28 protein-coding genes and 1 pseudogene are annotated in these 26,422 nt (G+C 70.0%); 13 read left to right on the forward strand and 16 right to left on the reverse strand.

Translation table 11 applies throughout. The features are described from left to right. The first annotated feature begins 35 nt into the window (after positions 1–35). The 3 genes from ABZV40_RS12190 to ABZV40_RS12200 are packed head-to-tail and all read left to right on the forward strand — an operon-like array spanning position 36 to position 2,077. Entirely contained in the window at positions 36–584 is a 549-nt protein-coding gene (locus ABZV40_RS12190) for an isochorismatase family protein (RefSeq protein ID WP_355438953.1), read from the forward strand. Beyond that, a complete protein-coding gene (locus ABZV40_RS12195; protein ID WP_355438955.1) occupies positions 581–1,483 on the forward strand; it encodes a DJ-1/PfpI family protein in 903 nt (300 codons plus the stop codon). Before ABZV40_RS12190 ends, ABZV40_RS12195 begins: the two co-directional genes overlap by 4 nt. A 33-nt stretch (positions 1,484–1,516) precedes the next feature. Next, a complete protein-coding gene (locus ABZV40_RS12200) occupies positions 1,517–2,077 on the forward strand; it encodes a cysteine hydrolase family protein (protein ID WP_355438957.1) in 561 nt (186 codons plus the stop codon). Here ABZV40_RS12200 and ABZV40_RS12205 read toward each other — a convergent pair. Then, a complete protein-coding gene (locus tag ABZV40_RS12205; protein ID WP_355438959.1) occupies positions 2,061–2,192 on the reverse strand; it encodes a hypothetical protein in 132 nt (43 codons plus the stop codon). The genes ABZV40_RS12200 and ABZV40_RS12205 overlap by 17 nt on opposite strands. Before the next feature lie 55 nt (positions 2,193–2,247). Further along, the gene (locus tag ABZV40_RS12210) at positions 2,248–2,766 is read right to left on the reverse strand and encodes a TetR/AcrR family transcriptional regulator (protein WP_355438961.1); all 519 of its coding nucleotides are present in this window, start codon (positions 2,764–2,766) and stop codon (positions 2,248–2,250) included. A 48-nt stretch (positions 2,767–2,814) separates the two neighbouring features. On the opposite strand from ABZV40_RS12210, the gene ABZV40_RS12215 reads away from it, so the two are divergent. Beyond that, entirely contained in the window at positions 2,815–3,297 is a 483-nt protein-coding gene (locus tag ABZV40_RS12215) for a GNAT family N-acetyltransferase (protein WP_355438963.1), read from the forward strand. A 6-nt stretch (positions 3,298–3,303) separates the two neighbouring features. Here ABZV40_RS12215 and ABZV40_RS12220 read toward each other — a convergent pair whose 3' ends face one another. The 3 genes from ABZV40_RS12220 to ABZV40_RS12230 all read right to left on the reverse strand — a co-directional run bounded on the left by ABZV40_RS12220 (position 3,304) and on the right by ABZV40_RS12230 (position 7,167). Next, positions 3,304–4,620 (reverse strand): NlpC/P60 family protein, encoded by a 1,317-nt coding sequence (locus ABZV40_RS12220; RefSeq protein ID WP_355438965.1) that lies wholly within the window; start codon positions 4,618–4,620, stop codon positions 3,304–3,306. A 213-nt stretch (positions 4,621–4,833) separates the two neighbouring features. Next, positions 4,834–6,348 carry an AMP-binding protein gene (locus ABZV40_RS12225; protein ID WP_355438967.1) on the reverse strand — a complete coding sequence of 505 codons (1,515 nt, stop codon included), beginning with the start codon at positions 6,346–6,348 and terminating at the stop codon, positions 4,834–4,836. A gap of 9 nt (positions 6,349–6,357) precedes the next feature. Beyond that, entirely contained in the window at positions 6,358–7,167 is an 810-nt protein-coding gene (locus ABZV40_RS12230) for a Sir2 family NAD-dependent protein deacetylase (protein ID WP_355438969.1), read from the reverse strand. Between the two features lie 17 nt (positions 7,168–7,184). On the opposite strand from ABZV40_RS12230, the gene ABZV40_RS12235 reads away from it, so the two are divergent. From ABZV40_RS12235 to ABZV40_RS12245, 3 genes are all read left to right on the forward strand, one after another. After that, positions 7,185–7,637 (forward strand): hypothetical protein, encoded by a 453-nt coding sequence (locus ABZV40_RS12235; protein ID WP_355438971.1) that lies wholly within the window; start codon positions 7,185–7,187, stop codon positions 7,635–7,637. Next, complete coding sequence (locus ABZV40_RS12240; protein WP_355438972.1) at positions 7,634–9,109, forward strand: flagellar basal body protein FliL; 1,476 nt, start codon at positions 7,634–7,636, stop codon at positions 9,107–9,109. The genes ABZV40_RS12235 and ABZV40_RS12240 overlap by 4 nt, the downstream gene beginning before the upstream one ends. Positions 9,110–9,193: 84 nt before the next feature. Continuing rightward, positions 9,194–10,498 carry an FAD-dependent monooxygenase gene (locus tag ABZV40_RS12245; protein ID WP_355438974.1) on the forward strand — a complete coding sequence of 435 codons (1,305 nt, stop codon included), beginning with the start codon at positions 9,194–9,196 and terminating at the stop codon, positions 10,496–10,498. Here the strand turns inward: ABZV40_RS12245 and ABZV40_RS12250 are convergent. From ABZV40_RS12250 to ABZV40_RS12260, 3 genes are read right to left on the reverse strand one after another with little or no spacing between them, the layout of a single operon-like run. Continuing rightward, the gene (locus ABZV40_RS12250; protein WP_355438976.1) at positions 10,418–13,204 is read right to left on the reverse strand and encodes a BTAD domain-containing putative transcriptional regulator; all 2,787 of its coding nucleotides are present in this window, start codon (positions 13,202–13,204) and stop codon (positions 10,418–10,420) included. The two genes, ABZV40_RS12245 and ABZV40_RS12250, sit on opposite strands and share 81 nt — an antisense overlap. Beyond that, positions 13,204–13,836, reverse strand: a complete 633-nt coding sequence (locus ABZV40_RS12255; RefSeq protein WP_355438978.1) for a hypothetical protein — start codon at positions 13,834–13,836, stop codon at positions 13,204–13,206. The genes ABZV40_RS12250 and ABZV40_RS12255 overlap by 1 nt, the downstream gene beginning before the upstream one ends. Beyond that, positions 13,833–14,564 (reverse strand): ATP-binding cassette domain-containing protein, encoded by a 732-nt coding sequence (locus ABZV40_RS12260; protein WP_355438980.1) that lies wholly within the window; start codon positions 14,562–14,564, stop codon positions 13,833–13,835. Before ABZV40_RS12260 ends, ABZV40_RS12255 begins: the two co-directional genes overlap by 4 nt. Here ABZV40_RS12260 and ABZV40_RS12265 point away from each other — a divergent pair. From ABZV40_RS12265 to acnA, 4 genes are all read left to right on the forward strand, one after another. Beyond that, positions 14,563–14,976 (forward strand): hypothetical protein, encoded by a 414-nt coding sequence (locus ABZV40_RS12265; RefSeq protein WP_355438982.1) that lies wholly within the window; start codon positions 14,563–14,565, stop codon positions 14,974–14,976. The two genes, ABZV40_RS12260 and ABZV40_RS12265, sit on opposite strands and share 2 nt — an antisense overlap. A gap of 139 nt (positions 14,977–15,115) precedes the next feature. Continuing rightward, positions 15,116–15,850, forward strand: coding sequence for a hypothetical protein (locus tag ABZV40_RS12270; protein ID WP_355438984.1), 735 nt, complete (start codon positions 15,116–15,118; stop codon positions 15,848–15,850). 66 nt (positions 15,851–15,916) lie between these two features. Beyond that, positions 15,917–16,336, forward strand: a complete 420-nt coding sequence (locus tag ABZV40_RS12275) for a hypothetical protein (RefSeq protein WP_355438986.1) — start codon at positions 15,917–15,919, stop codon at positions 16,334–16,336. Between the two features lie 270 nt (positions 16,337–16,606). Beyond that, positions 16,607–19,417: an aconitate hydratase AcnA gene (gene acnA, locus ABZV40_RS12280; protein ID WP_355438988.1), complete on the forward strand. Its 2,811-nt coding sequence runs from the start codon at positions 16,607–16,609 to the stop codon at positions 19,415–19,417. A gap of 58 nt (positions 19,418–19,475) precedes the next feature. Here the strand turns inward: acnA and ABZV40_RS12285 are convergent, their stop codons facing one another. Both ABZV40_RS12285 and ABZV40_RS12290 read right to left on the reverse strand, forming a co-directional pair. Continuing rightward, positions 19,476–19,781 (reverse strand): Uma2 family endonuclease, encoded by a 306-nt coding sequence (locus tag ABZV40_RS12285; RefSeq protein WP_355438990.1) that lies wholly within the window; start codon positions 19,779–19,781, stop codon positions 19,476–19,478. A 10-nt stretch (positions 19,782–19,791) separates the two neighbouring features. Continuing rightward, positions 19,792–20,070: a Uma2 family endonuclease gene (locus tag ABZV40_RS12290; RefSeq protein WP_355438992.1), complete on the reverse strand. Its 279-nt coding sequence runs from the start codon at positions 20,068–20,070 to the stop codon at positions 19,792–19,794. Positions 20,071–20,602: 532 nt separating this feature from the next. Between ABZV40_RS12290 and ABZV40_RS12295 the strand changes: the two genes are divergently transcribed. Both ABZV40_RS12295 and ABZV40_RS12300 read left to right on the forward strand, forming a co-directional pair. Beyond that, entirely contained in the window at positions 20,603–21,775 is a 1,173-nt protein-coding gene (locus tag ABZV40_RS12295; protein WP_355438994.1) for a hypothetical protein, read from the forward strand. A 140-nt stretch (positions 21,776–21,915) separates the two neighbouring features. Beyond that, positions 21,916–22,341 (forward strand): DUF1761 domain-containing protein, encoded by a 426-nt coding sequence (locus ABZV40_RS12300; RefSeq protein WP_355438995.1) that lies wholly within the window; start codon positions 21,916–21,918, stop codon positions 22,339–22,341. Here ABZV40_RS12300 and ABZV40_RS12305 read toward each other — a convergent pair. The 6 genes and pseudogenes from ABZV40_RS12305 to ribD form a co-directional block, all read right to left on the reverse strand. Then, positions 22,338–22,508: pseudogene (locus tag ABZV40_RS12305) on the reverse strand (deaminase); the annotation flags it as partial. The gene ABZV40_RS12300 and the pseudogene ABZV40_RS12305 sit on opposite strands and share 4 nt — an antisense overlap. 122 nt (positions 22,509–22,630) lie before the next feature. Then, a complete protein-coding gene (locus tag ABZV40_RS12310; protein ID WP_355438997.1) occupies positions 22,631–23,062 on the reverse strand; it encodes a PH domain-containing protein in 432 nt (143 codons plus the stop codon). Then, positions 23,059–23,556, reverse strand: coding sequence for a 6,7-dimethyl-8-ribityllumazine synthase (ribH, locus tag ABZV40_RS12315; protein ID WP_355438999.1), 498 nt, complete (start codon positions 23,554–23,556; stop codon positions 23,059–23,061). Before ribH ends, ABZV40_RS12310 begins: the two co-directional genes overlap by 4 nt. Beyond that, on the reverse strand, positions 23,553–24,815 hold the full coding sequence (locus ABZV40_RS12320) for a bifunctional 3,4-dihydroxy-2-butanone-4-phosphate synthase/GTP cyclohydrolase II (RefSeq protein WP_355439001.1): 1,263 nt from the start codon (positions 24,813–24,815) through the stop codon (positions 23,553–23,555). Before ABZV40_RS12320 ends, ribH begins: the two co-directional genes overlap by 4 nt. Then, positions 24,812–25,426 carry a riboflavin synthase gene (locus tag ABZV40_RS12325; protein WP_355439003.1) on the reverse strand — a complete coding sequence of 205 codons (615 nt, stop codon included), beginning with the start codon at positions 25,424–25,426 and terminating at the stop codon, positions 24,812–24,814. Before ABZV40_RS12325 ends, ABZV40_RS12320 begins: the two co-directional genes overlap by 4 nt. Before the next feature lie 8 nt (positions 25,427–25,434). Further along, positions 25,435–26,418: a bifunctional diaminohydroxyphosphoribosylaminopyrimidine deaminase/5-amino-6-(5-phosphoribosylamino)uracil reductase RibD gene (ribD, locus tag ABZV40_RS12330; protein ID WP_355439189.1), complete on the reverse strand. Its 984-nt coding sequence runs from the start codon at positions 26,416–26,418 to the stop codon at positions 25,435–25,437. Positions 26,419–26,422: the final 4 nt, after the last annotated feature.

Genomic DNA, 26,422 nt, shown 5'->3' on the forward strand with positions numbered 1-26,422 from the left:
GTCCGCGCGCAGCCGCGACCGCGAGGCTCGAGGTCATGAAGCGAGCATTGATCGTCATCGACGTGCAGGAGTCGTTCCGCCAGCGCCCCGACTGGGCCGAGGTCTCGAACCCGGACGTCGTCGGCAAGGTGAACCAGCTGGTCGACCTGTCGCGCGACGCCGGTGACCTGGTGGTGTGGGTGCTGCACTCCGAACCCGGCAGCGGTGGCGTGTTCGACCCCGCGCTCGGTCACGTGCGGCTCATCGACGGGCTCAAGCCGCTCGACGACGAGCCCGTCCTGACCAAGACGTCGCACAACGCGTTCACCACGACGAACCTGCAGCAGCAGCTCACCGTGCACGGCGTCCGGGAGCTGCTGATCAGCGGCATCAAGACCGAGCAGTGCTGCGAGACGACCACGCGGGTGGGCTCCGACCTGGGCTTCGACATGACGTTCGTGACGGACGCGACCGCCACCACGCCGCTGCCGCACTGGCGGACCGGGAAGGTGCTCGGCGTCGAGGAGATCATCGAGCGGACCGAGTACGTGCTGGCCGGCCGGTTCGCGCGGATCTCCGATGTCGCTACGCTGACCGGATCGTGACCAGAGTCGTCTTCCTGCTCGTGCCGGGAGTGCACCTGCTCGACCTCGCGGGGCCGGCGCAGGTGTTCTCCAGCGCGGCCGACCTCGTGGGCGGCTACGAGCTCACTTACGTGGGCGATGCCGAGTCCGTGCTCAGCCATCAGGGCGTGCCGCTGGGCGCGACGACCGAACTGCCCTCTCTCGACGTGCACGACCTCGTGTTCGTGCCGGGATGGCGGTCACCGAAGATCGCCGGCACCGGACCGTTGAGCACGCGCGCGTTGGCCTGGTTGCGCGCACACCACGCCAACGGAGGCACGGTCGCAAGCGTGTGCGCCGGCGCAGACGCGCTGGGACGCGCCGGCCTGCTCGACGGCCGCCGTTGCACCACGCACCACGAACTGCAGGACGAGCTCGAACGGCGCTACCCGAGCGCACGGGTGATCCGCGACGTCCTGTTCGTGGAAGACGACCGGGTCGTGACGTCCGCGGGTATCGCGAGCGGCATCGACCTGGCGCTGAACCTGGTCGCGACGCGGCACGGCCCTGCCACGGCAGCAGCCATCGCACGCACGATGGTCGTCTACGCGCGCAGGAACGGCGACGACCAGCAGGCGAGCGTGCTGCTGCGGCACCGCTCGCACGTCAACGAGACCGTGCACCGCATTCAGGACGTCATCGAGTCACGCCTCGCCGACCGCCTCTCGCTCACGGACCTCGCCACGCTCGCGGGGTGCAGCGAACGGACCGTGACGCGGTTGTTCGGCAGGGCGACGGGCATGACGCCGTTGAAGTACCAACAGGCGTTGCGCGTCGAACGGGCCGAGCACCTCATCGGACAGGGCGCCACGGTCGAGGCGGCAGCGCGCAACGTCGGCTTCGAGGACGCCCGCATGCTGCGCCGCCTGCGTTCCCGCTGAAAACTGTCAGACCCGAGGCATAGTGTGACCCTCGTGACGACTCTGGCGAACCGCCCCAACACCGCGCTCCTCGTGATCGACGTGCAGAACGGCGTGGTGAACCACTCCCACAACCGCGACGAGGTCGTCGCCAACGTGGCCACTCTCGTCGACAAAGCCCGCGCGGCCGGCGTCGACGTCGTGTGGGTGCAGCACAGCAACCCCGAGCACCTGCCCGTCGGCTCCGACGGCTGGCAGTTCGTGCCCGAGCTGAAGGTCGCCGACGGCGAACCCGTGGTGCACAAGACCTACGCCGACTCGTTCGAGGCGACCGACCTCGAGGAAGTGCTGGCGGGCAAGGGAATCGGCCGCCTCGTGGTGTCCGGCGCGCAGACCGACGAGTGCATCCGCTCGACCCTGCACGGCGCCATCGCCCGCGGCTACGACGCCCTGCTGGTGAGCGACGCGCACACCACCGAGGACCTGTCCGAGTGGGGCGCGCCCACGCCGGACGAGGTCATCGCGCACACCAACCTCTACTGGGGCAACCACACGGCGCCGGGCCGCACCGCGGGCGTGGTCACGACCGAGGACGCCTTCAGGCCAGCCGGTTGATCTCGTCGCTGCGCAGCACCCGCACCGCCGGGCGCGCACCCTTGGCCAGCGCGACCATCGCGCGCCCGAGCTGGTCGGTGCTCGTCACGTACCTCGGCGCCACCCTGCGCAGCACTACTGGACACCGGGCACGGCCCCGCCCTCCGAGCGGTTCCTCGCCGCGCTCGGCCTCACGCCAGTGCCGCGCTGACCCGCTGCTCGTCCCCTGTCGCCAGCAGGTCCAGCAACGCGCCCCGTAGCAACGCGAGCTCCCGCGTGCGCTCGACCAGCCCGGCAGGCGTGTCCCGCAGGTCCGCGGGTTGCGAAACACGGAGAACCTCCAGCCAGTCCTCGACGGTCGCGCGCGCGAAGCCCGACCACGGCCCGTCCGGTTCCACGAGAGAGCGCGCGTAAGCCTCCAGCCACAACGTCAGCAACGGCCGGTGCGCCGGCGTGGACAGCCACTCCCACAGCCGCGCGATCACTCCTGGCCCGGTGCCGATGTCGGCGAGCAGCGCCAGCTCGTCGGCTCGCGCTCGCGCCAGCAACGCCCTGACCAGGCCTTCCTTGCTGCCGAACAGGTAGAGCAGCACGCGCGTGCTCGACCCGATGGCCGCCGCCAGCGGCCGCAGCGACACGTCCGCCAGGCCGTGGGTGAGCACGTACCGGTAGGCGGCTTCGAGCAGTTCGGTCTCCCGCGCGGACGGCATGACCACTATTCTCGCATTACTGAAACAGTCGTGTCAGTGGAGGCGACCATGCTGATCCGCCCGCTCGACCGGCCCGGCGACCTGGGCTGGGTGGTCCAGGCGCACGGCGAGCTCTACGCCGCCGAGCACGGCTGGGACACGTCGTTCGAGGCGATGGTCGCGAAGATCGTCGGCGACTACGCGGCGGACCACGACGACACGAAGGAAGCCGCGTGGATCGCCGAGCTCGACGGCCGACGCGTCGGATGCGTGTTCTGCGTGCGCGAAAACGACACGACCGCGAAGCTGCGCGTGCTGCTCGTGCACCCCGACGCGCGTGGCCACGGCACGGGCGCCAAGCTCGTCGAAAAGTGCATCGAGTTCGCCAAGAACGCCGGATACCAGCGCATGGTGCTGTGGACGGTCGACGGGCTGACGTCCGCCAGGAAGATCTACGAGGCGCACGGCTTCGAACTGGTCGAGAAGACGCCGCGGCACAGCTTCGGCCACGACGTCATCGGCCAGCTCTGGGCGCGTGCCCTCAAGCCCTGACCTTCATCACAGCACGCGCGTCACGTACGGCATGATCCCGCCGTACCGCACGGGCGAAATCCGCACCACAGCACCGGAATGCGGTGCTTCGACCATCATCCCGCCGCCGATGTACAACGCCACGTGCGTGCCGCCGCCGGGACCCCAGAAGATCATGTCGCCCGGCGCCATCTGCGACAGCGGCACCTTGCGCCCGGAGTTGTACTGATAGCCGCTGTAGTGCGGCAGGTACACGCCCGCGCCGGCGAACGCGTACATCATCAGCCCCGAGCAGTCGAACCCGATCTTGCGGTAGTCGCCGTACTCGTCGGCCACACCACCGTCGCGCACGCCATAAGTGGGACCGTCGTAGTCGCCACCGCCCCACGCGTAGATGACACCGCGCTGAGCCAACGCCCGGTTGATCACCGTCTGCACGCGACTGCCGGACGGTGCGGGGGCAGCGGCGATCGGGCGCTGCGGAGCCGGAGCCGGCTGCGCGGCAGCGGCGGCTGCCGCGGCGGCCGCGGCCGCACGACGGGCGTTCTCCTCGTCCTCGCGCTTCTTCGCCTCGACCCACTGGTCGTACTGCCGGCGCTGCGCCTCCAGGCCGCTGACCTGACCGCGCGCCGCCACCAGCTCGCGTTCGACGGCGTCCTTGCCGGCCTGCAGCTCCGCGGTCGCGGCGGCCTGGGCGGTGTGCGCCTCGACCGCCACCTGCTGCGCCCGGTCCGCGATCTTCTTCGCCTCGTCGGCGGCGGCCTGCTTCGCGTCGGCCTTGCGCACGGCGGCGCGGGCGGCCGCGTCGAGGTTCGCGGCGGTGCCCTGGTCGCGGGTCACCTGCTCCAGCTGGTTCAGCCCGGCCGACGACACCGCCTCCAGCAGCTGGGCACGCGCCAGCAGGTCCTCCGGCGACTTGGCGCCGAAGTACGCCGAGAACGAACCGACCGTGCTGCCCTGCGCGTAGGACGCCGCCGCGAACTCGTCCAGCGCCCGCCGGCTCTCCTCCACGGCCTTGGCAGCGGCATCGGCCTGCACGCGCGCGGCGGACGCCTCACGACGGGCGGCCTCGGCCTCGGAGATCGCGGTCTCCAGGTCGACGCGGGCCTTGTTGGCGAGCTCGCGCTTGTAGGAGACGTCGTCCTGCAGCTCCTGCAGGCGTGACTCGGCCTGGGTCAGCCGCCCGGTCAGCTCGCCCACGCGGGCGGCCTTCGCGTCGGCCTCCGCCCGCGACGCCGAGATCTCCGCGTCACTCGGGTTCGGCGGAGGCGGCGGCACGGCGTTGGCCGTCCCGGTCAGGATGACCGTGAGCGCTACGAACACGGCGGAGAGTCGTGTCAACACCGGACATCACCTCCGACCGCATTAGACCAATCAGACTCATTCGGCGCATCCGGAACTAACGCACCGTCAACCACACGTGTCACAGTGGAACACGCGCTGTGGTCCTTTTGGGACGATCGGAGTCCGGCGTGTCGCCGGAGTGGCGCAACCGCACGCGGGGACCTCCCGTACTGACATGCAGTACGAAAGGTCCCCGCGTGCGCCGGGCAGGCCCTAGTTCACGCCGCGGCCCCGGCCCGCCCAGTACGGTTCGCGGAGCTTGAACTTCTGGATCTTGCCGGTCGCGGTGCGCGGGATCGAGTCGCGGAACTCCACCGACGTCGGCGCCTTGTACCCGGCGAGCCGCTCCTTGCAGTGCTTGATCAGCTCGGCCTCGGTGACGTCCGCCGAGCGCACGACCAGTGCCTTGATCGTCTCGCCCCACTTCTCGTCCGGCACGCCGATCACGGCGACCTCGGCGACGGCCGGGTGCGAGAACAGGCAGTCCTCCACCTCGATCGACGAGACGTTCTCGCCTCCGGTGATGATCACGTCCTTCTTGCGGTCCGAGATGGTCAGGTAGCCCTCGTGGTCGAAGTGGCCGCCGTCGCCGGTGTGGAACCAGCCGTCCTCGATGGCGTCGGCGGTCGCGGAGGGGTTGTCCCAGTAGCCCTCCATCACGACGTTCGACCGCGCGAGCACCTCGCCGGTGTCGGAGATCCGCAGCCGCGCGCCCAGCGCCGGCGCACCCGCCCGCGACTGCTTGCGCGCCTTCTCCTCACCGGTCGGGCCCGGCTGGGCGCGGTTGAAGGTGAGCAGCGGTGCCGTCTCGGTCAGGCCGTAGATCTGCAGGAACTCCCAGCCGAGCTCCTCGGTCACGCGCTGGATCGTGCGCGAGGGCGGCGGGGCGCCGGCGCACACGATCCGCACGCGGTCACGGCCGGGGATCTCGCCGTCCCACGACTGAGCGGCGTCGAGCACGGCGTTCCACACGGCAGGTGCGCCGCACATCAGCGTGACGCCGTGGTCGCGCACACGGCGCAGGATCTCGGCGCCGTCGACCTTGCGCAGCACCACCTGCGGCACGCCCAGTCCGGCCAGCCCGAACGGCATGCCCCAGCCGTTGCAGTGGAACATCGGCAGCACGTGCATGTACACGTCGCCCTCCCACGCACGCGTGTGCATGGCGAACGTGACCGCGTTCAGCCAGATGTTGCGGTGCGTGAGCTGCACGCCCTTGGGCCGCGCGGTGGTGCCGGACGTGTAGTTGATGGTCGCGGTCGCGTCCTCCGAGGGCTCGCTCCACGGCCGTGGCTCCACATCGAACCGAAGCAGCGACTCCGACTCCTCGCCGAGCGTGAACCGGTGCCGCGCCACCACGTCGTCCAGTTCCAGCTCCGGGTCGACGAACAACGCCGACGCGCCGCTGTGCTCGACGATGTACTTCACCTCGTCCGGGCGCAGGCGGAAGTTCACCGGCACGCAGATCCGCCCGCTGCCGGGCACCGCGTGCAGCAGTTCCAGCAGCCGCGCCGAGTTGTGGCTGACGACGGCGATCCGCTCGCCCTCGCCGATGCCCAGTGCGTCGAACCCGGCCTGCCACGCGCGCACGCGGGTCGCCATCTCCGCGTACGTCGTCGTCTCGACCGGCTTGGCCGGCTGGTCGGGCTCGTCGATGGTCGCCGTCGTCGCCGAGAACGCGAACGACGCCCGGTCCAGGAAGTCCGTGGTGATCAGCGGTACGCGCATGTCCCGACCCTACGGCCAGGTGCTCGGATCTCCCCAGGACGAGAATCGGCCTCCCCCGGATGGAGGAACCGAACTGAGATCCGGCAACACCTCGCCGACCGGTTCGTGCAGGACCACGGCCGCCACGCCGTCGTACGGCGTCGGTTCGGCGTTGCAGATGATCACCTGTGCGCCCGCCCGCGCGGCCAGCGGCACGAGTCCGGCGGCGGGTTGCACGGACAGCGACGTCCCGGCCACGAGCAGCACGTCGCAGTCGAGGACCGCGAGCCGGGAGCGGCGCAGCACCTCGCCGTCGAGCTCCTGTCCGAACGAGATCGTGGCGGACTTGAGGATGCCCCGGCACCGCGGGCAGTCCGGCTCCGGCTCCCCCTCCGCGACGCGCTTCAACGCGTCCCGCATCGGACCGGTGGCACCACATGCGAGGCACACGGTCGCGTGCAACGTGCCGTGCAGCTCCAGCACGCGATGCGGGTCGGAGCCCGCTTTCTGGTGCAGGCCGTCGATGTTCTGGGTGACGATGGTGCGCAGCCGCCCCGACCGTTCCAGCTCCACCAACGCCTTGTGCGCGGCGTTGGGCTGGGCCGTCCACACGGGACTGTGGAGCCGCGTCCGCCAGGCGAGCCTGCGCACCTCGGGATCGGAGAGGTAGGCGTCCAGCGACGCGGTGCGCCCGGCGTCGGCGTCACGCGTCCACAGCCCGTCCGGGCCGCGGAAGTCCGGGATGCCCGAATCGGTGGAGACCCCGGCGCCCGTCAGCACGGTGATCCGGTGCGCGGACGCGACCAGCGCCCGTGCCGCTTCGCAGGCGTCGGTGGGCATCGGTTCACACTAGTCCGGTGCGCAGCGCAGTGGGAGCCGCCATCGCGGCAGTGGGCCTGATCACGTCCATCACGGGGACTTTCCTTCCCTGGCTCAAGTCCGGAACGACCACGAGGGACAGTTACGAGGTGCTTTCGCTGCGTGATCTGGCCGGGTTGGACGGGGTGGCCGGCGGCGTCGTCACGGCGGTCTGGGTGGGTCTCACCCCGCTCGCGATGATCGCCGCGGTCCTCTACGTGGTCCGATTTCGTCGAATCGCCGGGTGCGTCGGCCTTCTCTTTGGCACGATCGCGGGAACCGTGGCCCTGCTGGCCGCGGTCCAAGGGGACAGCAAGGGCGCGTTGGTCGGAATCAGCATCGCCGGACCGGCCGTCACCCTTGCCGGTGCCGTACTGACGATCGTGGGGGCGATCACGGTGCTCACCTCCAACAGGCGCAGCGCAGTGAGAACTCCGGGAGGGAATCCGTGAGCTACCCAGGTGGTGGCGGCGGCCAGTGGCAGCCGCAGAACAACCCGTACGGGCAACAGCCCCAGCAGGGCGGCTACCCGCAGCAGGGTGGTTACCCGCAGCAGCCCCAGCAGCCGGGTGGTCACCCGCAGACCGGTCCGCAGGGCTTCCCGCAGCAGGGTTACCCGCAGACCGGACCGCAGGGCTTCCCCCAGCAGGGCTTCGACCAGCAGCCGTACGGCTACGCCCCGATGGGCGGGCAGCCGCCGAAGAAGAAGCGCACCGGCCTGGTCATCACGGCCGTCGTCGCCGTGCTGCTGCTCGTGGGCGGCGCCGTCACGTTCTTCGCGCTGAAGAAGTCCGACCCGGCGGCGAACGCGGGCCAGGACACCCCCGCCGTGGCCGCGAAGAACCTCATCGACCAGCTCGGCAGCGGTGACGTCGTCGGCATCATGGCGTCGCTGGCGCCCGCCGAGGCCGCGTTGTCGAAGGACTACATGGACTCGATGACGAAGGAGATGAAGCGGCTCGAGATCCTCAAGCCCGACGCCGACCCGAACAAGCTGTCGGGCGTCGAGTTCAAGAGCGAGAACATCAAGTTCGACGAGGCCAAGGCCGAGAAGATCAACGACCACCTCACCATCAACAAGCTGGTCGAGGGCAAGATCACGGTCACCTCGGACATCTCGAAGGTCCCGCTGACCGACAAGCTGATGGACGCGATCGGCGACAAGGTCAGCCTGACCAAGTCCGAGACGAAGACCTGGGACATCACCGCCGAGGTGCAGAAACGCGGCGCCCCGATCGGCATCGCCACGATCAAGGTCAAGGACAAGTGGTACCCGAGCGCCTTCTACACCATCGCGAACGTCGCGCTCGAGAAGGAGAAGCTCAAGTGGCCGCAGCAGGGCTTCGCGCCGCAGGGCGCCGGCTCCGCGCAGGACGCCGCCAAGCAGCTCGTCACCGCCGCGCTGGACGGCGACCTGAAGACGGTCATCTCGCTGCTGCCGCCGGACGAGGCCGGTGTGCTGCAGGACCTGGGCCCGCTGCTGCTGGAGCAGGCGGGCAAGGTGGGCCCGACCGGCGCCAAGCTGAACGCCCTGGAGACCGACGTCAAGGACGTCACGGGCGGCAAGCAGGTCACCGTGAAGAAGCTGTCGGTGACGGTCGAGGGCGACACCGTCTCGATCACCCGTGACGGCGACTGCTACGCCGCCGAGGTTCCCGGCCAGGGCTCGCAGAAGCTCTGCGCCGACGAGATCGCGCAGCTGCTGCAGCAGCAGGGCGGCGGCAAGATCCCGGCGCAGGCCGTCGAGATCATCGGCCGGGTGGCCGCGTCGGTCATGAAGACCGGTGTCGGCGTCGTCTCGACCGAGGTCGGCGGCAAGTGGTACGTGAGCCCGGTCCGCTCGTACTACGAGCTGGCGCTGACGCTGTTCCGCGGCTTCGAGCCCAAGGACGTCGACGCGCTGATCGCACTGATCAAGAAGTAAGGCTTCGCAGGTCAGATACGGCCCTGTCACCCGCAACAGCGCGGTGACAGGGCCGTGGCAGTTCATGGGGGCAGTGTTGCCGCCATGGACACACAGGTTCTGATCATCGGCGCCGGCGCGACCGGCCTCACCCTGGCTCTCGACCTCTCCCGCCGCGGCGTGCCGTTCCGCGTCGTCGACGCGGCGCCCGCCCCGTTCGCCGGTTCGCGCGGCAAGGGCCTGCAGCCGCGGTCGATGGAGGTCTTCCACGACCTGGGCCTGATCGAGCCCGTGCTCGCGTCCGGCAAGTTCCACATGCGCCACCGTCACTACAAGGGGCGCGAAGTGCTGCGCGAGTGGGACATGCACGAGGGCCGCGAGCCCACGGCCGACCGCCCGTACGCGAGCACCATGCTCATCCCGCAGTTCCGGGTCGAGCAGATCATGCGCGACGCGCTGCCCGAGGGGACCGTCGAGTACGGCATGCCGCTCACGTCGTTCTTCCAGGACGACAACGGGGTCACGGCGGTGGTCGGCCCGGAGACCGTGCGCGCCAAGTACCTCGTCGGGTGTGACGGCGGGAAGTCGTTCGTGCGCAAGCATCTCGGCGTGCAGTTCGTCGGCGAGACGTGGGAGGACCAGCGGATGCTCGTCGGCGACGTCCGCGTGTCCGGCCTGGACCGCGAGTACTGGCACGGCTGGAGCACCGACGACGGCCAGTGGCTCGGCCTGTGCCCGTTGCCCGGCACTGACCTCTACCAGTTCCAGGCGACGGGAGACGGCGAACCCTCGCTGGAGCTCTACCGGCGGATCGTGCGCGAGCGCACCGGGCTGGACGACGTCGTGGTGCACGAGGCGACGTGGATGTCGTTGTACCGCACCAACATCCGCATGGTCGACCGGTTCCGGGTCGGCCGCGTCTTCCTCGCGGGCGACGCCGCGCACGTCCACTCCCCGGCCGGTGCGCAGGGCATGAACACGGGCATCCAGGACGCCTACAACCTGGGCTGGAAGCTCGCGATGGAAACGCTGCTCGACACCTACGAGGCCGAGCGCAAGCCGGTCGCCGAGTGGTTACTGGGCCTGACGACCGAGATCATGGCGTCCGGCAACCCGTTCCAGAAGCGCGACGACCAGACGCTGCAGCTGTCGTTGTCGTACCGGACGTCCGACGGCGACGGCCTGCAGGCCGGTGACCGCATGCCCGACGGGCACACCGCGCACGGCCGCATCTTCGACCTGTTGCGGGGACCGGACTTCGTGACGCTGGACCTGCCCGACGGCCCGGTGCTGGTGCGCCCGGACGGCTACGTCGCCGCGGTCGGCCGGTCAGCGATCGACGCCTACTTCGGCGCGAACCCGGTCACGCAGCTGCACCACCGACGGGTCGCTGCTGGGGCCGCCGCGTAGCCGTTCCGCCTCGTCCAGGGCCTCTCCCGCACTGCGGGGGTCGCCCTGGGCGCACAGCCAGTCCGCGTACCGCTCCAGCACGATCGCCCGTGCGGGCCCGTCGGCGCTCACGGAGACGGTGTCGAGCGCGCGCCGGTGCTCGTCGCCCGCCTCGCCGAGATGGCCGAGGCGGGTCAGCGCCAGCCCCAGTCCGGCGTGGACGGTCGCGCGGAACTGGGTCGCGAGCGAGTCCGCCGTGGCGTGCAGCGCCTGCCGGTACAGCGCCACGGCCTGCTCGAAGTCACCGCTGAAGTAGGCCATCTCGCCGTGGACCTGCAGCACGCGCGCCCGGTCGAGGCCGGCCGAGACCGGCACGCGCATCAGGTCCTCACGAGCCCCGTCGAGGTCGCCGATCCGGATCTTGAGCCGCGCCGTCTGCATCAGCACCGACATCGGCACCAGCACCGACTCCGGCTCGCCGAGCTCCTCCGCGACCTCACGCGCCTCGGACACGGCCTTGAACCCCTCGGCGAACGCGCCGCGGTTGATCAGCACCATGACCAGGCACGACAGCCCGAACACGATGGCCCACCGGTCACCCACCGCGCGGAACCCCTCCAGCGCCCGCCGGTACCAGCCCTCGGCCACCGGCGCCGCGCCGTCGCTGAACTCACCGGCCACCACGCCCCTGAGCAGCGCCGAGAACGCGCGCATCCACTCGTCGGGCGACCGCTCCAGCCGGTCGGCCAGCTCGGAAAGCCGTTCCCCCAGCTCCGCCGAGCCCCACACCTGCGCGCTGGTCAGCATCAACGCGCAGAGGGCGGTGGGCACGTCCGCCTCCCACAGCCGCCGGGCCGCGGCGACGGCCCTGGGCGTGCCCAGCGACGTCAGCACGTCCGACAGCGGGTCGTCCGGCGTGAGCGACGCCCACCGGTGCATCTCCTCGAACCGCTTGGTCATCACGAGCAGGTGCCAGGTGCGGGCGGCCATCACCCTGCGGGCGAGCACCGCGTCGTGCCGCACGGCCCACGTCTGCGCGGCGTCGAGGTTGCCGCGTTCGGCGTCGAAGACCTTGAGCGCGTCGAGCTGGCGCGGTCCCCTGAGCAACGGCTCGTTCTGCTCGGCCAGCGCCACGTAGTAGGCGGCGTGCGCGGCGGGATCGGCCCGCCCCTGTTCGAGCGCGTACTCGCGGACGGTCTCCAGCAGCCGGTACCGCTCCCCCGTCCTGACCACCAGCGACTTCTCCACCAGCGCGGCCAGCAGGTCCTCGGTGTCCCAGAGATCCTGATCTTGTCGGTGCCCCGGAGTACGTTGAAACGCAGGGGTTCCCAGCACGGGGGTACCCCTGCGCAAGCCTGCCCCGCACACGGCGTGCACTGCCGCAGCCGTGGCCCCGCCCACGAAAACTCCCAGCCGCGCCAGCAACAACCGCTCGGCGGGGTCCAGCAGCTCCCAGCTCCAGTCGATCACCGCCCGCAACGTCCGGTGCCGCAACGGCCCGGTCCGCGGCCCCCGGTCGAGCAGCCGCAACCGGCTGTCCACCCGAGCCTGAAGCTGCGCGGCCGACAGCGACCGCGCCCGCGCCGCCGCCAGCTCCACCGCCAGCGGAATCCCGTCCAGCGCGGCACAAAGCCGCCGCGCCACGTCCGGATCGAACGCCGCGCCGACCCGTGCCGTGAACAACCGCACGGCGTGATCGAGGTCCAGCGGCGCCACGGGATGCACGACCTCGCCCGGAATCCCCAGCGGTTCCCGCGAGGTCGCCAGCACCCGCACGTCCGGCGCCGCGGCCAGCAGCTGCTCGCAGAGCGCGGCCGCCGCGGAGACCACGTGCTCGCAGTTGTCCAGCACCACCAGCGACGACCCGAGCCGCGCGAACAACGGCGTCGCCAACGGGTTCGGCCCCAAGGCCGCATCCAGCGCGGCCAGCGGTTCGGCGGCGGAGTCCAGCTCGACGAACCACGCCTGCGCGACCGAGGCCGCGCACATCAGCGCAAGCCGGGTCTTGCCCACCCCGCCGAACCCGGTCAGCGTCACCAACCGGTTGTCCCGCAACAACGCCGACAACCGCGCCAAGTCCGAGTCCCGTCCGACGAACGACCCGACCGCGGCCGGCAGGTTGCCCCGCACCGGCCGTTCGCGCAGCACGGTCAGATGCGCCGCCGCCAACGCCTCACCGGGATCCACGCCGAGCTCGTCCGCCAGCGCGGCACGAACCCGTTCGTGGACACCCAGCGCATCCGACCGGCGCCCGGCCGCGTGCAACGCGAGCATCAACCGGGCCTGGACGTCCTCCCGCAACGGATGCGCGGCGGCCAGCGCCTCCAGCCCGGCGAGGTCGTCGCGCAGCAACGCCAGCCGCACGGCCTCGTCCACCGCGAACGGCGCGTCCTCGAACGCCGCCCCGCGCCACAACGCCGCCGACCGCGTCCGGGTGAACTCCTCGACGTCGGTCGCCGCCTCCAGCCGGTAGCCCAGCGCGTGCGACGACACCACCGAGGCCCCCAGCGTCCGCCGCAGCCGCGACACGAGCGACTGCAACGCCGCCGGGCCGTCCACCGGCGGCTCGTCCACCCACAGGTCCGCGATCAACCGCTCCGAGGCCACCACCTGGCCGGGTTCCATCGCGAGCCGGATCAGCAGCCACCGCAACCGTTTCCCGCGCACTTCGAGCACAGTCCCGTCGGAGGCGAGGACCTGCAACGGCCCGAGCACGTTGACCCGCATCAGACCCGCCGCACCCCCAGGACCACCGCACCGGACACCAGGGCGGCACCGACCAGGCCCGCCCACAGGGTCGACAGCGTGACCTGGTTGTCCCCCAACGTGTCCAGCACCCACCCGAGCGGCGTGTGGCGCCCGAGCGGATAGGTCATCACCACGACGCCGAACACGACCAGCACGGTCCGGCCGATGGCGTCGAACACCGGCCGGGCGAACATCAGCCCGACACCGATGCCGAGCAGCACCGAGACCCCGTGCACCCCGAGACCCGCGAGCACCTGCGGCACGGTGTACGGGCGCGGGCTCGCGACCACCGCCCACACCGTCGCCACCACCGCGAACGCCAGCCCGAACACCACCGCCGTCACGGCGACCGCCGTCAGCACCCGCGGCCACCCGCCCGCCGACACGACGGTGATCTCCCGCCGCACGACGTCCTCGGAGGTCGCCACGACGACGGCCAGCCACGCGCCGATCGGGTAGATCAGCGCCGCCGACCCGGAGAACGCCGACAGCTGCGGTCCCGGGTCGTAGGAGAACAACATCCCGAGCACGCCGAGGAACACCAGCATCGGCGCGAGGAACCGTTGTCCCCGAAGGACATCCGCCGCGAGGTACCGGACGAGCGAGATCACCGCACGCTCCGCACCGAACAGCCGAGCCGCAACGCCTCGGCCAGCACCTCATCGCTCCGGTCCGGCGCCACCACGACCCGCGCCGACGACCCCCGCGACAACACCGAGCGCACGCCTTCCAACGCCTCCAGGGCTTCCAGCCCGACGACCCGGCTCAGCTCGATCGTCACGTGCCCGCCCGCGAGGTCGACCCGAGTGGCCGACGCGAGGTGCCCCTCGTGGTCGGACACCAGCGCCGTGCGTCCCTCCAACATCGACACCAGCTCTGCGGCGGCGGCCGGATCGAGGCCGGTCCACGGCTCGTCGAGCACCAACAGGTCGGTGGCCAGGAACGCCTGCGCCAGCGCGACCTTCTGCGCGTTGCCCTTGGACAGCTCCGACATCGGCGCCGTCAGTGAACCCGCGAAACCCAGTCGTTCCAGCACATCGCCCGCCGCGGTCCGGCGAATCCGCCCCAGGTGCGCCAGGTACGACGACGCGGACATCTTCACGTCCGACGGGAACCGTTCCGGCACGTAGCCGACGGACGCCGGCCGCTTCACCCGCCCGGACGTCGGCTTCAGCACCCCGGCGGCGATCTTGAGCAACGTGGACTTGCCGGTGCCGTTGGCGCCGGTCAGCACGGTCAGGCCGGAGACCTCCAGCGTGAGGTCGCGCAGCACCCACTGCCCGCGCCCGTACCGCTTCGAAACCTGGTCGAGGAGCACCACGCCAAGATAACCATTCATGACACCACTTCCGCTCGCTTTGGCGTGCATCTGGTTCGGCATGGTCCTGGCGATCTCCGTCGAGGCACCGCTCAAGTTCCGCGCGCCCGGCATCACGCTGCCCCTCGGCCTGGGCATCGGCCGGCTCGTGTTCCGCGCACTCAACGCCGCGGAGATCGTGCTCGCGGCGGCCACCGCGATCACGCTCGCACCGGCCCCGCGCCCGCTCGCCGCCACTGTGCTGATGACCGCCCTCGCCGCGACGCTGGCAGTCCAGGTCGTCGTGCTGCGTCCCCGGCTGGAGGCGAGGGCCCAGCTCATCATCGACGGAGGGACGCCTCCCCGCTCCCGCGTCCACCTCGCCTACATCGTGCTCGAATGCGGGAAACTGCTGATGCTGGGCGCCTTCGGAATCATTCTCATGTTCGTTTGAGAAAACTCCGCGTGACATCACATGCATGTCCGATAAATATAGTCGCCTCACTTTTCACACGATCGAGTGAACCGTGGCGACAAACCGTCACCCGAGCAACAAAGATGAGTTTGCTCAAGCTCAGTTCGACCGAATGCGGGTGACACCCCTGAAAAGCGCTGCGCAATTCTCCTTCGATCTGCTCGCGGGCGCGTTGACCGGACGAGATGCGGCACGCGCCACGGGCACGCTGCACGTCCTGGGAAATCCCGGCGGCAGAATTCACCTGCGCGAAGGCGGAATCGTCTGCGTGGAAAGCCCCGGTTCGCCCGGGCCGGACGCGTTGTTGTCGCGCACCAGGCGGATCAGCGAATCCGCCCTCGGCGAGACCGAGCTGCACGTCGTCGCCATGATGGCCACGCAGGACGCCGCGTTCACGATCGTCGCGGGGGACGTCGAGGACTGCCTCTTCACCCCGCAGACACTCGACGTCCCGGTCGCGATGGCGACCGCGATCGACCCCGTCCGCCTGCTGCAGGAGACCTCGCGGCGGATCACCTCACTGCTCGCGCTGAAGCACCCGCTCTCGCCCCACCGCGACCGTCTCAGCCCGTCGCACGACGCCGACCTGAGCGAACTCGTCCCCGCACGGGCGGAGATCCTCTCGCACGCCACCGGCAGGCAGACCGCGCGCGACATCGCGTTCGCGTCGGGGCGCAGCGTCTTCCCGGTGACGGTCGAGGCCTGCCGGATGGTCTCCGACGGCCTGCTGACGGTGGTCGCGAACCCCGCGGCCGTCGCGGCGGACCCGCAGCCGGCCGTGCCGCTGCCCCGGTCGTTGCGCCGCCAGCTGCTGCCGAAGCTCTTCAAACAACCAGAGAGGAAAGCTCCCTGATTTTCGACCAGCCAGGCCCCGTTCCCACCACCGCCCGAAAAGAAAAGTGAAGTGACGAAGCCCGAGATGAGCAACAGACCGATGTCCGACCAGATGGCCGCAATGGTCAGGCACCTGCGACAGGAGGTGCAGGGCTGCGTGGCCGCCGGAATCGTCGACATGGCCACCGGCATGCTGCTTTCGTTCGAGACGACCGAGAGTCACCCGTCCGAGGTGCTCGACCTGCTCGCCGGCGCGACGCTGGACCTGTTCCAGGGCCGCACGGTGACCATGATCGAGGACGTTTTCAAGGAGCGGCGCGGCATCGCGAGCTCCGAGCACTACTTCCAGGAAATCCTGGTCAACAGCAGCAACCTCACGCACCTGTTCATCCGCAACAACCACCACGAGGACGTCGTCGCCGTCGTCGTGTGCCCGAAGTCGGTCAACATCGGCATGCTCTTCGCCTCGGCCAGGCGGGTCGTCAGGGACCACGGCGGCGCGTAGCCTCGCCGCCTTTCCGCGGGTAGCCCGGTACACCCCCTCCGCCCCGGCCGGGCTACCCCTCGACGCCGGCCGACATCGATCTTGACGAGTCCGCCCGGCGCAGGTGGGCCGGGGTGCAACGCAACGTCACGTGACTTAGGGCAACCTGCCTTGAACCGGCTAACAGGACACGCGTACTGTTTGGGGTCGAGGGGCAGTGGTCGACCCGGTGAGGAAGACTCTCCCCGTACCCCGAACTGACCACCGCGCTGTCACCAGATGGAGTTGCACGTGACTGCACCAGCTAGCAAGGACAGCTTCGGCGCCCGCGGCACGCTCAACGTCGGCGACGCCTCGTACGAGGTGTTCCGGCTGAGCGCCGTGGAGGGCGCCGAGCGTCTTCCGTTCAGCCTGAAGATCCTGCTGGAGAACCTGCTGCGGACCGAGGACGGCGCGAACATCACCGCCGACCACGTGCGCGCTCTCGCCAACTGGGACCCTGCCGCAGAGCCCAACACCGAGATCCAGTTCACGCCGGCGCGCGTCGTGATGCAGGACTTCACCGGTGTGCCGTGCGTCGTCGACCTCGCCACCATGCGCGAGGCCGTCACCCAGCTCGGCGGCGACGCCGAGAAGGTGAACCCGCTCGCCCCCGCCGAGCTCGTGATCGACCACTCGGTCATCGCCGACGTCTTCGGCCGCCCGGACGCGTTCGAGCTCAACGTCGACCTGGAGTACGAGCGCAACAAGGAGCGCTACCAGTTCCTGCGCTGGGGCCAGACGGCGTTCGACGAGTTCAAGGTCGTCCCGCCCGGCACCGGCATCGTGCACCAGGTCAACATCGAGCACCTCGCGCGCGTCGTCATGGTCCGCAACGGCCAGGCCTACCCGGACACGCTGGTCGGCACCGACTCGCACACCACGATGGTCAACGGCATCGGCGTGCTGGGCTGGGGCGTCGGCGGCATCGAGGCCGAGGCCGCGATGCTCGGCCAGCCGGTCTCGATGCTGATCCCGCGCGTCGTCGGCTTCAAGCTCTCCGGTGAGCTGCCCGCGGGCGCCACCGCCACCGACCTGGTGCTCACGATCACCGAGATGCTGCGCAAGCAGGGCGTCGTCGGCAAGTTCGTCGAGTTCTACGGCGAGGGCGTCGGCGCCGTGCCGCTCGCGAACCGCGCCACGATCGGCAACATGTCGCCGGAGTTCGGCTCCACGGTCGGCATCTTCCCGATCGACGGCGAGACCATCGACTACCTGCGCCTGACCGGCCGTTCCGAGGAGCAGATCGCGCTCGTCGAGGCCTACGCCAAGGAGCAGGGCCTCTGGCACGACCCGTCCCGCGAGGCCGTGTACTCCGAGACGCTGGAGCTCGACCTGGCGACGGTCGTCCCGTCCATCGCCGGCCCGAAGCGCCCGCAGGACCGCATCGAGCTGACGAACGCGAAGGCCTCCTTCCGCGCGTCGCTCAAGGACTACGTCGCGCACGTCGAGGACGAGAAGTCCGACGTCGACGAGGCGATCGACGAGACGTTCCCCGCCTCCGACCCGATCGCCGTGCACGAGGGCGAGAACGGCAAGGGCGCACCGCGCATCCAGACCGCCGCCGAGGGCGCGCAGGGCCGTCCCTCGAACCCGGTCAAGGTCACCGTCGACGGCAACGAGTTCGAGCTGGACCACGGCGCCGTCGCGATCGCCGCGATCACGTCCTGCACCAACACCTCGAACCCGTCCGTGATGCTCGGCGCGGCCCTGCTCGCGAAGAAGGCCGTCGAGCGCGGCCTGGAGCGCAAGCCGTGGGTCAAGACGACCCTGGCGCCGGGCTCGAAGGTCGTCATGGACTACTACGAGCGCGCGGGCCTCATGCCGTACCTGGAGAAGCTCGGCTTCCACCTGGTCGGCTACGGCTGCACCACCTGCATCGGCAACTCGGGCCCGCTGCAGGAGGAGATCTCGGCCGGCGTGCAGTCCGGTGACCTCGCCGTCGTCTCGGTGCTGTCGGGCAACCGCAACTTCGAGGGCCGGATCAACCCGGACATCAAGATGAACTACCTCGCGTCGCCGCCGCTCGTCGTGGCGTACGCGCTGGCCGGTTCGATGGACAAGGACATCACCACCGAGCCGCTCGGCCACGACTCCGACGGCAAGCCGGTCTACCTGAGCGAGATCTGGCCGTCGCCGCAGGAGATCGCCGAGGTCATCTCGACCTCCATCTCGCCGGAGGGCTTCACCAAGGGCTACACGGACGTCTTCGCGGGCGACCAGCGCTGGCAGTCCCTGCCCACGCCGACCGGCAACACCTTCGAGTGGGACGCCGAGTCCACCTACGTCCGCAAGCCCCCGTACTTCGAGGGCATGGAGATGGAACCGAAGCCGGTCACCGAGATCTCGGGTGCCCGCGTCCTCGCGCTGCTCGGCGACTCGGTCACCACCGACCACATCTCCCCCGCCGGCTCGATCAAGGCCGACTCGCCCGCGGGCAAGTACCTGACCGAGCACGGCGTGGAGCGCAAGGACTTCAACTCCTACGGCTCCCGCCGCGGCAACCACGAGGTGATGATCCGCGGCACCTTCGCGAACATCCGCCTGCGCAACCTCCTGCTCGACGACGTCCAGGGCGGCTTCACCCGCAACTTCCTGGAGGACGACGCCCCGCAGACCACCATCTACGACGCCTCCGTCGCCTACGCCGAAGCCGGCGTCCCGCTGGTCGTCCTCGCCGGCAAGGAGTACGGCTCCGGCTCGTCGCGCGACTGGGCCGCCAAGGGCACCTCGCTGCTCGGCGTCCGCGCCGTCATCGCCGAGTCCTTCGAGCGCATCCACCGCTCGAACCTGATCGGCATGGGCGTGCTGCCACTGCAGTTCCCCGCCGGCGAGAACGCCGCGTCCCTGGGCCTCGACGGCACCGAGACGTTCGACTTCACCGGCATCACCGAGCTCAACAACGGCACCACCCCCTCGACCGTCCACGTCGTCGCCACCAAGACCGACGGCACCAAGGTCGAGTTCGACGCGGTCGTCCGCATCGACACCCCCGGTGAAGCCGACTACTACCGCAACGGCGGCATCATGCAGTACGTCCTGCGCAAGATGGTCCGCAGCTAGCCAGAACGACCGAAAGGGCCGCCCACCGGTTCCGGTGGGCGGCCCTTCGCCTTGCGGTTCAGCTGATCAACGTGTCCAGCGCGATGTCCACGGAGAATGGCACAGTGGTCTTCAACCGGTCGTGGAAGATGCCGGTCAACGCGTAGCTGGTCGTCGCCGGATCGAGTTCGTAGACGTAGACGACCGGCTGCCCGCCGTCGTTCTCCACCCGCCAGAAATGCTTGATCCCGCCCTGTGCGTACCGCTTCGGCTTCGTCTCGCGGTCACGGATCTCTGAAGACTTCGACACAACCTCGACGACCAGGAGCACGTCCTCGGGTTCGTAGTACGTGCGGTCCAGGTCTGCCGCAGCTGCCTTGTCCACCACCGAGACGTCAGGACACGGCCGTTGCCGCTCCCCCCAGCAGGACATCCATCTCCCGCGTGGCGGTCAGCTCATCAGGGCACTGGCTGCCCAGCTGGTTACCCAACCGCTCCACCACGCGGCGGTGGAACTCGGTCTGCGGACTCGTGATGATGAGCTCTCCATCGATCAACTCGATGCGCTTCAACGCGTCCAATTCGCTATGAGGCCCGTCAGGGCTGATGCGATCCAGGTCGGCCGCTGTCCAGCCGTCCGGCGGCACATACGGCCACTGGAGATTGGCGGTCATGTCCTTCCAGCCTCCCCGAGTCCGGCGCCGCAGATCGCACCCTCCCAGCGCGCATCCGACCACGTTAACGCTATCTGACTACGTCGAACGGCGGGTGATGAGCACTGGGCGGTCCAGGCCGACTCGCCCGCGGGCAAGTACCTGACCGAGCACGGCGTGAAGCGCAAGGACTTCACAGGGGCGGCTTCATCCGCAGCTTCCTGGAGGACGGCGCCCCGCAGACCACCATCTACGACGCCTCCGTCGCCTACATGGTCCGCAGCGGGCATCGAGAGAACCTGCTCGACCCGGCGCTTTCCTGACGTCTCGGAGGAACACGCAACTGGCCAAATCGTGGACAGTTCGTGCCAACGGAGGCAGTGCGCGGCCCGTTTGCCGTCCCTGTGAGTCATCCCTGGCGGCGATCGACGGCGTCAGCGGGTTCCTGACCCGCCGCGGCAGCGTCCGCAACCGGATCATCGTCATCTCCACGACGGGCGCCGACGCCTGCACGAACGACCCGGCCGGCGCGCGGAAGTCCATCGACGACCGCTTGGCCGCGGCGGGGCTGGACCTCGACATCAGGGTCGTCGGCTTCCAGGTCCCGCAGGACCGGAAGGAGGCGCTGGCGAAGTTCGCCTCCGACACCACGTTCGCCGACTCCGCCGACGACCTGAAGGTCGTCCTCGACCGGCTCGTCGTCCCGAACTCGCCCGACGCGGCCTCGCTCAGCGTCAAGGCGGCACCAGCGGAGCCGGAACCGAGCTACGCGTTCCTGACCACCACCCGTCTGGGCGTCGTGCGCGGGACCAAGGTGGTCGCGGAGACAGCCGTTGACAGCGCGGACCCGCGCAGCCTCGGGTACACAGCGGACGGGCACTTCGTGTTCGCCGTGACCTCGACGGGCATCACCACCATCGACGTCCGGACCGGGGCCACCGGGTCGGTGCCGTGCGGAAGCTGCCGAAACGCGGTGACCGCGGGCGGCAGCGTGATCAGCTGGCTGGCCGGCAACGTCGTGACCACGCTCGACCTCGCCGACCAGAACGCCCGGCCGGTGTCGGGGACCACCGTCCTGCCCGACCGCAAGGTCGACGAGGCCGGCCTGGTCCTGCCGCTGCGGATCCTCGCCGGCGAGGACGGGACCAGCCTCGTCGCCGCGCCCGACGGCGTGTCCGCCTACGGTGGGCCGGAAAACCTGTACCTCGTGCGTCCAGGCGGCCAGGTGGTCCCGCTCGGCGCCGTCCAGGGCAACGTCGCCGTCTACCGGGCGGCCTTCTCCCCGGACGGACGCTCTCTGGTTTACGTCACCGCAGGCCATGCGGGAGCCTGTCAGGAGCGATCGTCGGTCGTCCTGATCAACCTCGCCACGGGCGCCCAGAGCGAGACGCCCGTGGCCGGTGATCCCAACGACGACGGATCCGGTGTGGCCGCCGTCTGGTACGACAAGGACGGGACCCTGAACATGATCTACTCGTCGTGGCTCTGCGCGTCGAGCGGTGGCCCGCGGACGTCGGTGACCATCCCGGAAAGCCACTGGCAGCTCGGGAACACCGGGTGGACCAGGCGAGACGACCCCGGCTACACCCGCCAGGTCGTCCCCGGCTTCCGCGCGGCCCTCGTCCACCCCGCCCCGGACGACCCCACCTGGCAGCTGTTCTCCGAGGTCGGCGGCACCCGCACCGAGATCTCGGACGACGCGGTGGCCGTCGCCGTGCCGAACTGAGGTCGCGCAGCCAGGTCTGGTCCACTTCGGACCAGGTGGCCATGATCCATAAACCACTGTTATGTCCGAACCCGAACCACCGGTAACAGTGAACGTTCACCTCGCGATGCCAAGTCACCTTGACCACCGCGGGAGACCTCATGAGCTTGACCGTGCTCGGCGACCTGAACTGGTTCGCCGTCATCGTGGCCACGATCGCGTACTTCGCCTTGGGTGCCTTGTGGTACGCGGAGTTCGCCTTCGGCAGGGCCTGGCAACGGGCTGCCGGGTGGGACCTGAACCCACCGGAGAACACGAGCGCGGGCATCTACACCGTGCCGCTGGCCACCTGCTTCCTCGCCACGCTCGCGACCGCGATGATCGGTGCCGCGTCGGACACCGACAACATCATGGAAGGCATCCTGCTCGGACTTCTCGTGGGTGTCGGCATCGCGCTTCCGGTGATGTTCGTGACCGGCACGTACGACATGACCAAGCCCGCGCCGAAGACGTTCGCCGCCATCGGCGCGGGCTACCACATCGTCGGGCTGGTGCTGGCGGGCGCGATCCTCGGCCTCTGGACCTAGCGGCGCCGGAACAGGTGGTGCGTGACACCGCTCGGGCTGGGCACCACGTCGAGGTGGAAGCGGTCGCGCAGCTCGTCCGGTGACTCCCGGAACCGCAGCCCGGTTCCCAGTTTCAGCGGGGACACCGCCACGTGCAGCGCGTCGACCAGGCCGGCGTCGAGGAACTCCCCGCGTGAAGCAGTCGTCGAGACAGCGGCTGCCACCGGTTCGGTGCGGCCGGGCCGGCTCGCCGGCGGCGAGCCCGTCGCTCGAGGCGCAGAAGTTCTGCGCCTTCAGCAGTTGCGCCAGGTCAGCTTCGTGCGGCCTTGTGCAGTTCACGCAGCGCGCGCACGGACGAAACGGCGTACTCGCGGTCCACGGCCTGCACGGCCATCACCGAGATGTACTCGTCCTCCGGCAGCTCCAGACGCGCCCACGCGGCGCCGTCCGGGAAGCTCACCGCGAGCACGTCCTTCCACTCGAAGTGGTGGGACGTCACGACGTTGCGCACGTCGACCCCCGAGGCGTCCGCGGTGACGCGCGGGCGGGTCAGCAGCAGCACCCCGCCCGCCAGCAGGAAGCCCAGGAGGATCATGGCGACCTGGTCGGAGGCGCGGAAGACCACGCCGGTCGGGGTCTTGCCCAGCAGCAGCCCGACCACGGTGAACACGGCGATCAGGAAGATCGCGCACGCCCACGCGACACGGCGGATCTTCTTGGGGCGGAAGACGACGGTCGTCACTCGAAGCCCCGCTCGGTCCACGGCTGACGCAGGCCGCGCAGCACCAGCGCCGTGTCGATCGCGGCCACCGTCGCCTCGTAGCCCTTGTCCTCCACCGAGTCCGGCAGGCCGGCACGGGCCAGCGCCTGCTCCTCGGTGTCGCACGTCAGCACGCCGTTGCCGACCGGCGTCGACTCGTCCAGCGCGACGCGGGTCAGGCCGTCGGTCACCGAGTCGCACACGTACTCGAAGTGCGGGGTGCCACCGCGGATCACCACGCCCAGCGCCACGACGGCGTCGTGGTGGCGTGCGAGTTCCTGCACCACAACGGGAAGCTCGATCGCCCCCGCCACGCGCACGACGGTCGTGTCGGCGCAGCCCGCGTCGGCGGCGGCCTTCAGCGCGCGCTCGACGAGCTGGTCGGTGATCTTGGTGTGCCAGCGCGTGGCCGCGATCGCCACGCTCAGGCCCTTGCCGTCGAGCTGGGTCTGCTCTGGACGGCCCTCGCCGCTCATTCCTGGTCCTCCGTAGCGGAAACAACGGCCTCGTACTGCTCCAGCTGGTGCAGCTCGTGGCCCATCCGGTCGCGCTTGGTGCGCAGGTACCGCAGGTTCTCCGGGTTCGGGGAGATCGGCAGCGGCACCCGGTCGAGCACCCTCAGACCGTATCCGGCCTCCAGACCGACGCGCTTGGCCGGGTTGTTCGTGAGCAGCCGCATGGACTTGATGCCGAGGTCGCCGAGGATCTGCGCGCCCGTGCCGTAGTCACGCGCGTCCGCGGGAACGCCCAGCGCGAGGTTCGCGTCCACGGTGTCCGCGCCCTCGTCCTGCAGCTGGTAGGCCTGCAGCTTGTGCATCAGGCCGATGCCGCGGCCCTCGTGCCCGCGCATGTACAGCACGACGCCACGTCCCTGTGCCGCAACGGCTTCCAGCGCCGCGTCGAGCTGAGGGCCGCAGTCGCAGCGCAACGAGCCGAACACGTCACCGGTCAGGCACTCGGAGTGCACGCGCACCAGCACGTCCTCGCCGTCGCCGATCTCGCCGTAAACGAGCGCCACGTGCTCGATGCCGTCGAGCAGGCTGTCGTAACCGACGGCGGTGAACACGCCGTGCGCGGTCGGGATGCGTGCCTCGGCAACGCGTTCAACCTGCGTCTCGACCCGGCGGCGGTACGCGATCAGGTCCGCGATCGTGATCAGCGCGAGGTCGTGGTCGGCGGCGAACACCTCCAGCTCCTCGCGGTGCGCCATCTCCTCCTCGAGCTTCTGCGACACGATCTCGCAGAGCACGCCCGCGGGCGAGAGACCGGCGAGCCGGGCCAGGTCGACGGAGGCCTCGGTGTGCCCCGGACGGCGCAGCACGCCGCCTTCCTTGGCGCGCAACGGCACGACGTGGCCGGGCCGGGTGAAGTCGCTCGCCTTCGAGGTCGGGTCGGCGAGCAGCCGGATGGTGCGGGCGCGGTCGGCGGCCGAGATGCCGGTGCCGATGCCCTCGCGCGCGTCCACCGTGACCGTGTACGCGGTGCCGCGCTGGTCCTGGTTCGTGTGGTACATCGGCGGCAGGTCGAGGCGGTCGCAGGTGGACTCCGGCAGCGCCACGCACACGTACCCGGACGTGTAGCGGACCATGAACGCGAGCAGCTCCGGCGTCGCCTTCTCGGCGGCGAAGATCAGGTCGCCCTCGTTCTCGCGGTCCTCGTCGTCGACCACGACGACCGGCCGACCGGCCGCGATGTCCTTGATCGCCCGCTCGATGTCGGGGAAGTCGGTGCTCACTGGGCCTCCTTGTCGTCCCGCAGGTGCGGGGTGGCCAGCCGTTCGACGTACTTCGCCAGCACGTCGACCTCGAGGTTCACCACGTCACCGGGCAGCCGGTGCCCGAGCGTGGTGAGCTCCAGCGTGGTCGGGATCAGGCTCACGGTGAACTCGTCCTCGGACACCGTGACGACCGTCAGCGACACGCCGTCGACCGTGATTGAACCCTTTTCCACGACGTAGCGGGCGAGTTTCGGCGGAAGTCCGATGTGGACGATCTCCCAGTGCTCGGCCTTCTCCCGCGCCAGCACCGTTCCCGTGCCGTCGACGTGCCCCTGCACGATGTGGCCACCGAGGCGCTGGCCGACCGCGGCCGCGCGCTCCAGGTTGACCCGGTCGCCCTCCGCCACCTTCGCGAGGCTGCTGCGCACCAGCGTCTCGCGCATCACGTCGGCGGTGAAGGTGTTGTTCTCGACCTCCACGACGGTGAGGCAGACGCCGTTCACCGCGATGGAGTCGCCGTGCTTGGCGTCGCTGGTCACGATGGGCCCGGAGATGCGGATCCGTGCCGCGTCCGGCAGGTCCTCCGTGGCGACCACGTGGCCGAGTTCCTCGACGATCCCGGTGAACACCGCTCCTCCTAAGTTTGCGGAACCGCGCTGATCCGCAAGTCCGGTCCGCTCATGGTGACGTCTTGCACGGTCAGCCGGACAGCGTCCGTGATGGTTGACACGCCCGCGTCCAGCACCGCCGCGGGGCCGTCCCCGAGCAGCACCGGCGCGACGTAGGCGAGCACCCGGTCGATCCTGCCCGCGCGCAGGAACGCACCGGCGACAGTCGCACCGCCTTCCAGCAGCACGTCGACGATCCCGCGTTCGGCGAGCGCGGCGAGCACCTCGTCCGGGTCGTGCGTGCGCAGGTGCAGTGCCCTGTCCCGGAGCTTGGCCCCGTCCGGCAGGTCGCTCAGGCCCACGACCACCGGCAACGGCTGGCGGGGCAACGGCATTCCGTCGTCGTCCCTGGCCGTGAGCGCCGGGTCGTCCTTCTTGACCGTGTTCGTGCCGACGACGATGGCGTCCAGCTTCGTGCGCAGGTCGTGCACCTCCTTGCGGGAGGCTTCCGAGCTGATCCACCGGCTGGTGCCGTCCCGGGCCGCGATCCGGCCGTCCAACGACGCCGCGTATTTCCACGTGACGTGTGGACGTCCCGTGCGCGCGTAGTGCAACCACGCGCGCAATGGTCCGTTGCCGACCTCGTCTTCGAGTAGACCGCTCTCGACCGTGATGCCGGCTTCCTGGAGCCGTTGCGCGCCGCCTGCCGCGTCCGGGTTCGGATCGCTCACGGCGTGGATGACGTGCCTGATGCCGGCTTCCCTGAGCGCTTCGGTGCACGGAGGCGTGCGGCCGAAGTGCGAGCACGGTTCGAGCGTCACGACCGCCGTGCCGCCCTGGGCCTTCGTGCCGGCTTCCTTGAGCGCCATCACCTCGGCGTGCGGGCCGCCCGGTGGCTGGGTGCCGCCGAACCCGACCGCCTTGCCGTGCCGGTCCAGGATGACACATCCGACCGGAGGGTTCGGACTGGTGGTGCCCCTCACCCGTTCGCTCTCCGCGATGGCGAGCACCATCGCG

Source organism: Lentzea sp. NPDC004782, from assembly GCF_040609115.1.
GTDB lineage: Bacteria > Actinomycetota > Actinomycetes > Mycobacteriales > Pseudonocardiaceae > Lentzea.

Excerpts from the sequence above, each read along its gene's own strand:
- ABZV40_RS12300 (WP_355438995.1), top strand. The coding sequence starts at position 21,916 with ATGAGCTTGACCGTGCTCGGCGACCTGAACTGGTTCGCCGTCATCGTG.
- ABZV40_RS12260 (WP_355438980.1), bottom strand. The coding sequence starts at position 14,564 with ATGAATGGTTATCTTGGCGTGGTGCTCCTCGACCAGGTTTCGAAGCGG.
- ABZV40_RS12250 (WP_355438976.1), bottom strand. The coding sequence starts at position 13,204 with ATGCGGGTCAACGTGCTCGGGCCGTTGCAGGTCCTCGCCTCCGACGGG.
- ABZV40_RS12215 (WP_355438963.1), top strand. The coding sequence starts at position 2,815 with ATGCTGATCCGCCCGCTCGACCGGCCCGGCGACCTGGGCTGGGTGGTC.
- ribD (WP_355439189.1), bottom strand. The coding sequence starts at position 26,418 with ATGGTGCTCGCCATCGCGGAGAGCGAACGGGTGAGGGGCACCACCAGT.
- ABZV40_RS12275 (WP_355438986.1), top strand. The coding sequence starts at position 15,917 with ATGAGCAACAGACCGATGTCCGACCAGATGGCCGCAATGGTCAGGCAC.
- ABZV40_RS12230 (WP_355438969.1), bottom strand. The coding sequence starts at position 7,167 with ATGCCCACCGACGCCTGCGAAGCGGCACGGGCGCTGGTCGCGTCCGCG.
- ABZV40_RS12290 (WP_355438992.1), bottom strand. The coding sequence starts at position 20,070 with ATGACCGCCAATCTCCAGTGGCCGTATGTGCCGCCGGACGGCTGGACA.
- ABZV40_RS12265 (WP_355438982.1), top strand. The coding sequence starts at position 14,563 with ATGACACCACTTCCGCTCGCTTTGGCGTGCATCTGGTTCGGCATGGTC.
- ABZV40_RS12225 (WP_355438967.1), bottom strand. The coding sequence starts at position 6,348 with ATGCGCGTACCGCTGATCACCACGGACTTCCTGGACCGGGCGTCGTTC.
- ABZV40_RS12190 (WP_355438953.1), top strand. The coding sequence starts at position 36 with ATGAAGCGAGCATTGATCGTCATCGACGTGCAGGAGTCGTTCCGCCAG.
- ribH (WP_355438999.1), bottom strand. The coding sequence starts at position 23,556 with ATGAGCGGCGAGGGCCGTCCAGAGCAGACCCAGCTCGACGGCAAGGGC.
- ABZV40_RS12210 (WP_355438961.1), bottom strand. The coding sequence starts at position 2,766 with ATGCCGTCCGCGCGGGAGACCGAACTGCTCGAAGCCGCCTACCGGTAC.
- ABZV40_RS12245 (WP_355438974.1), top strand. The coding sequence starts at position 9,194 with ATGGACACACAGGTTCTGATCATCGGCGCCGGCGCGACCGGCCTCACC.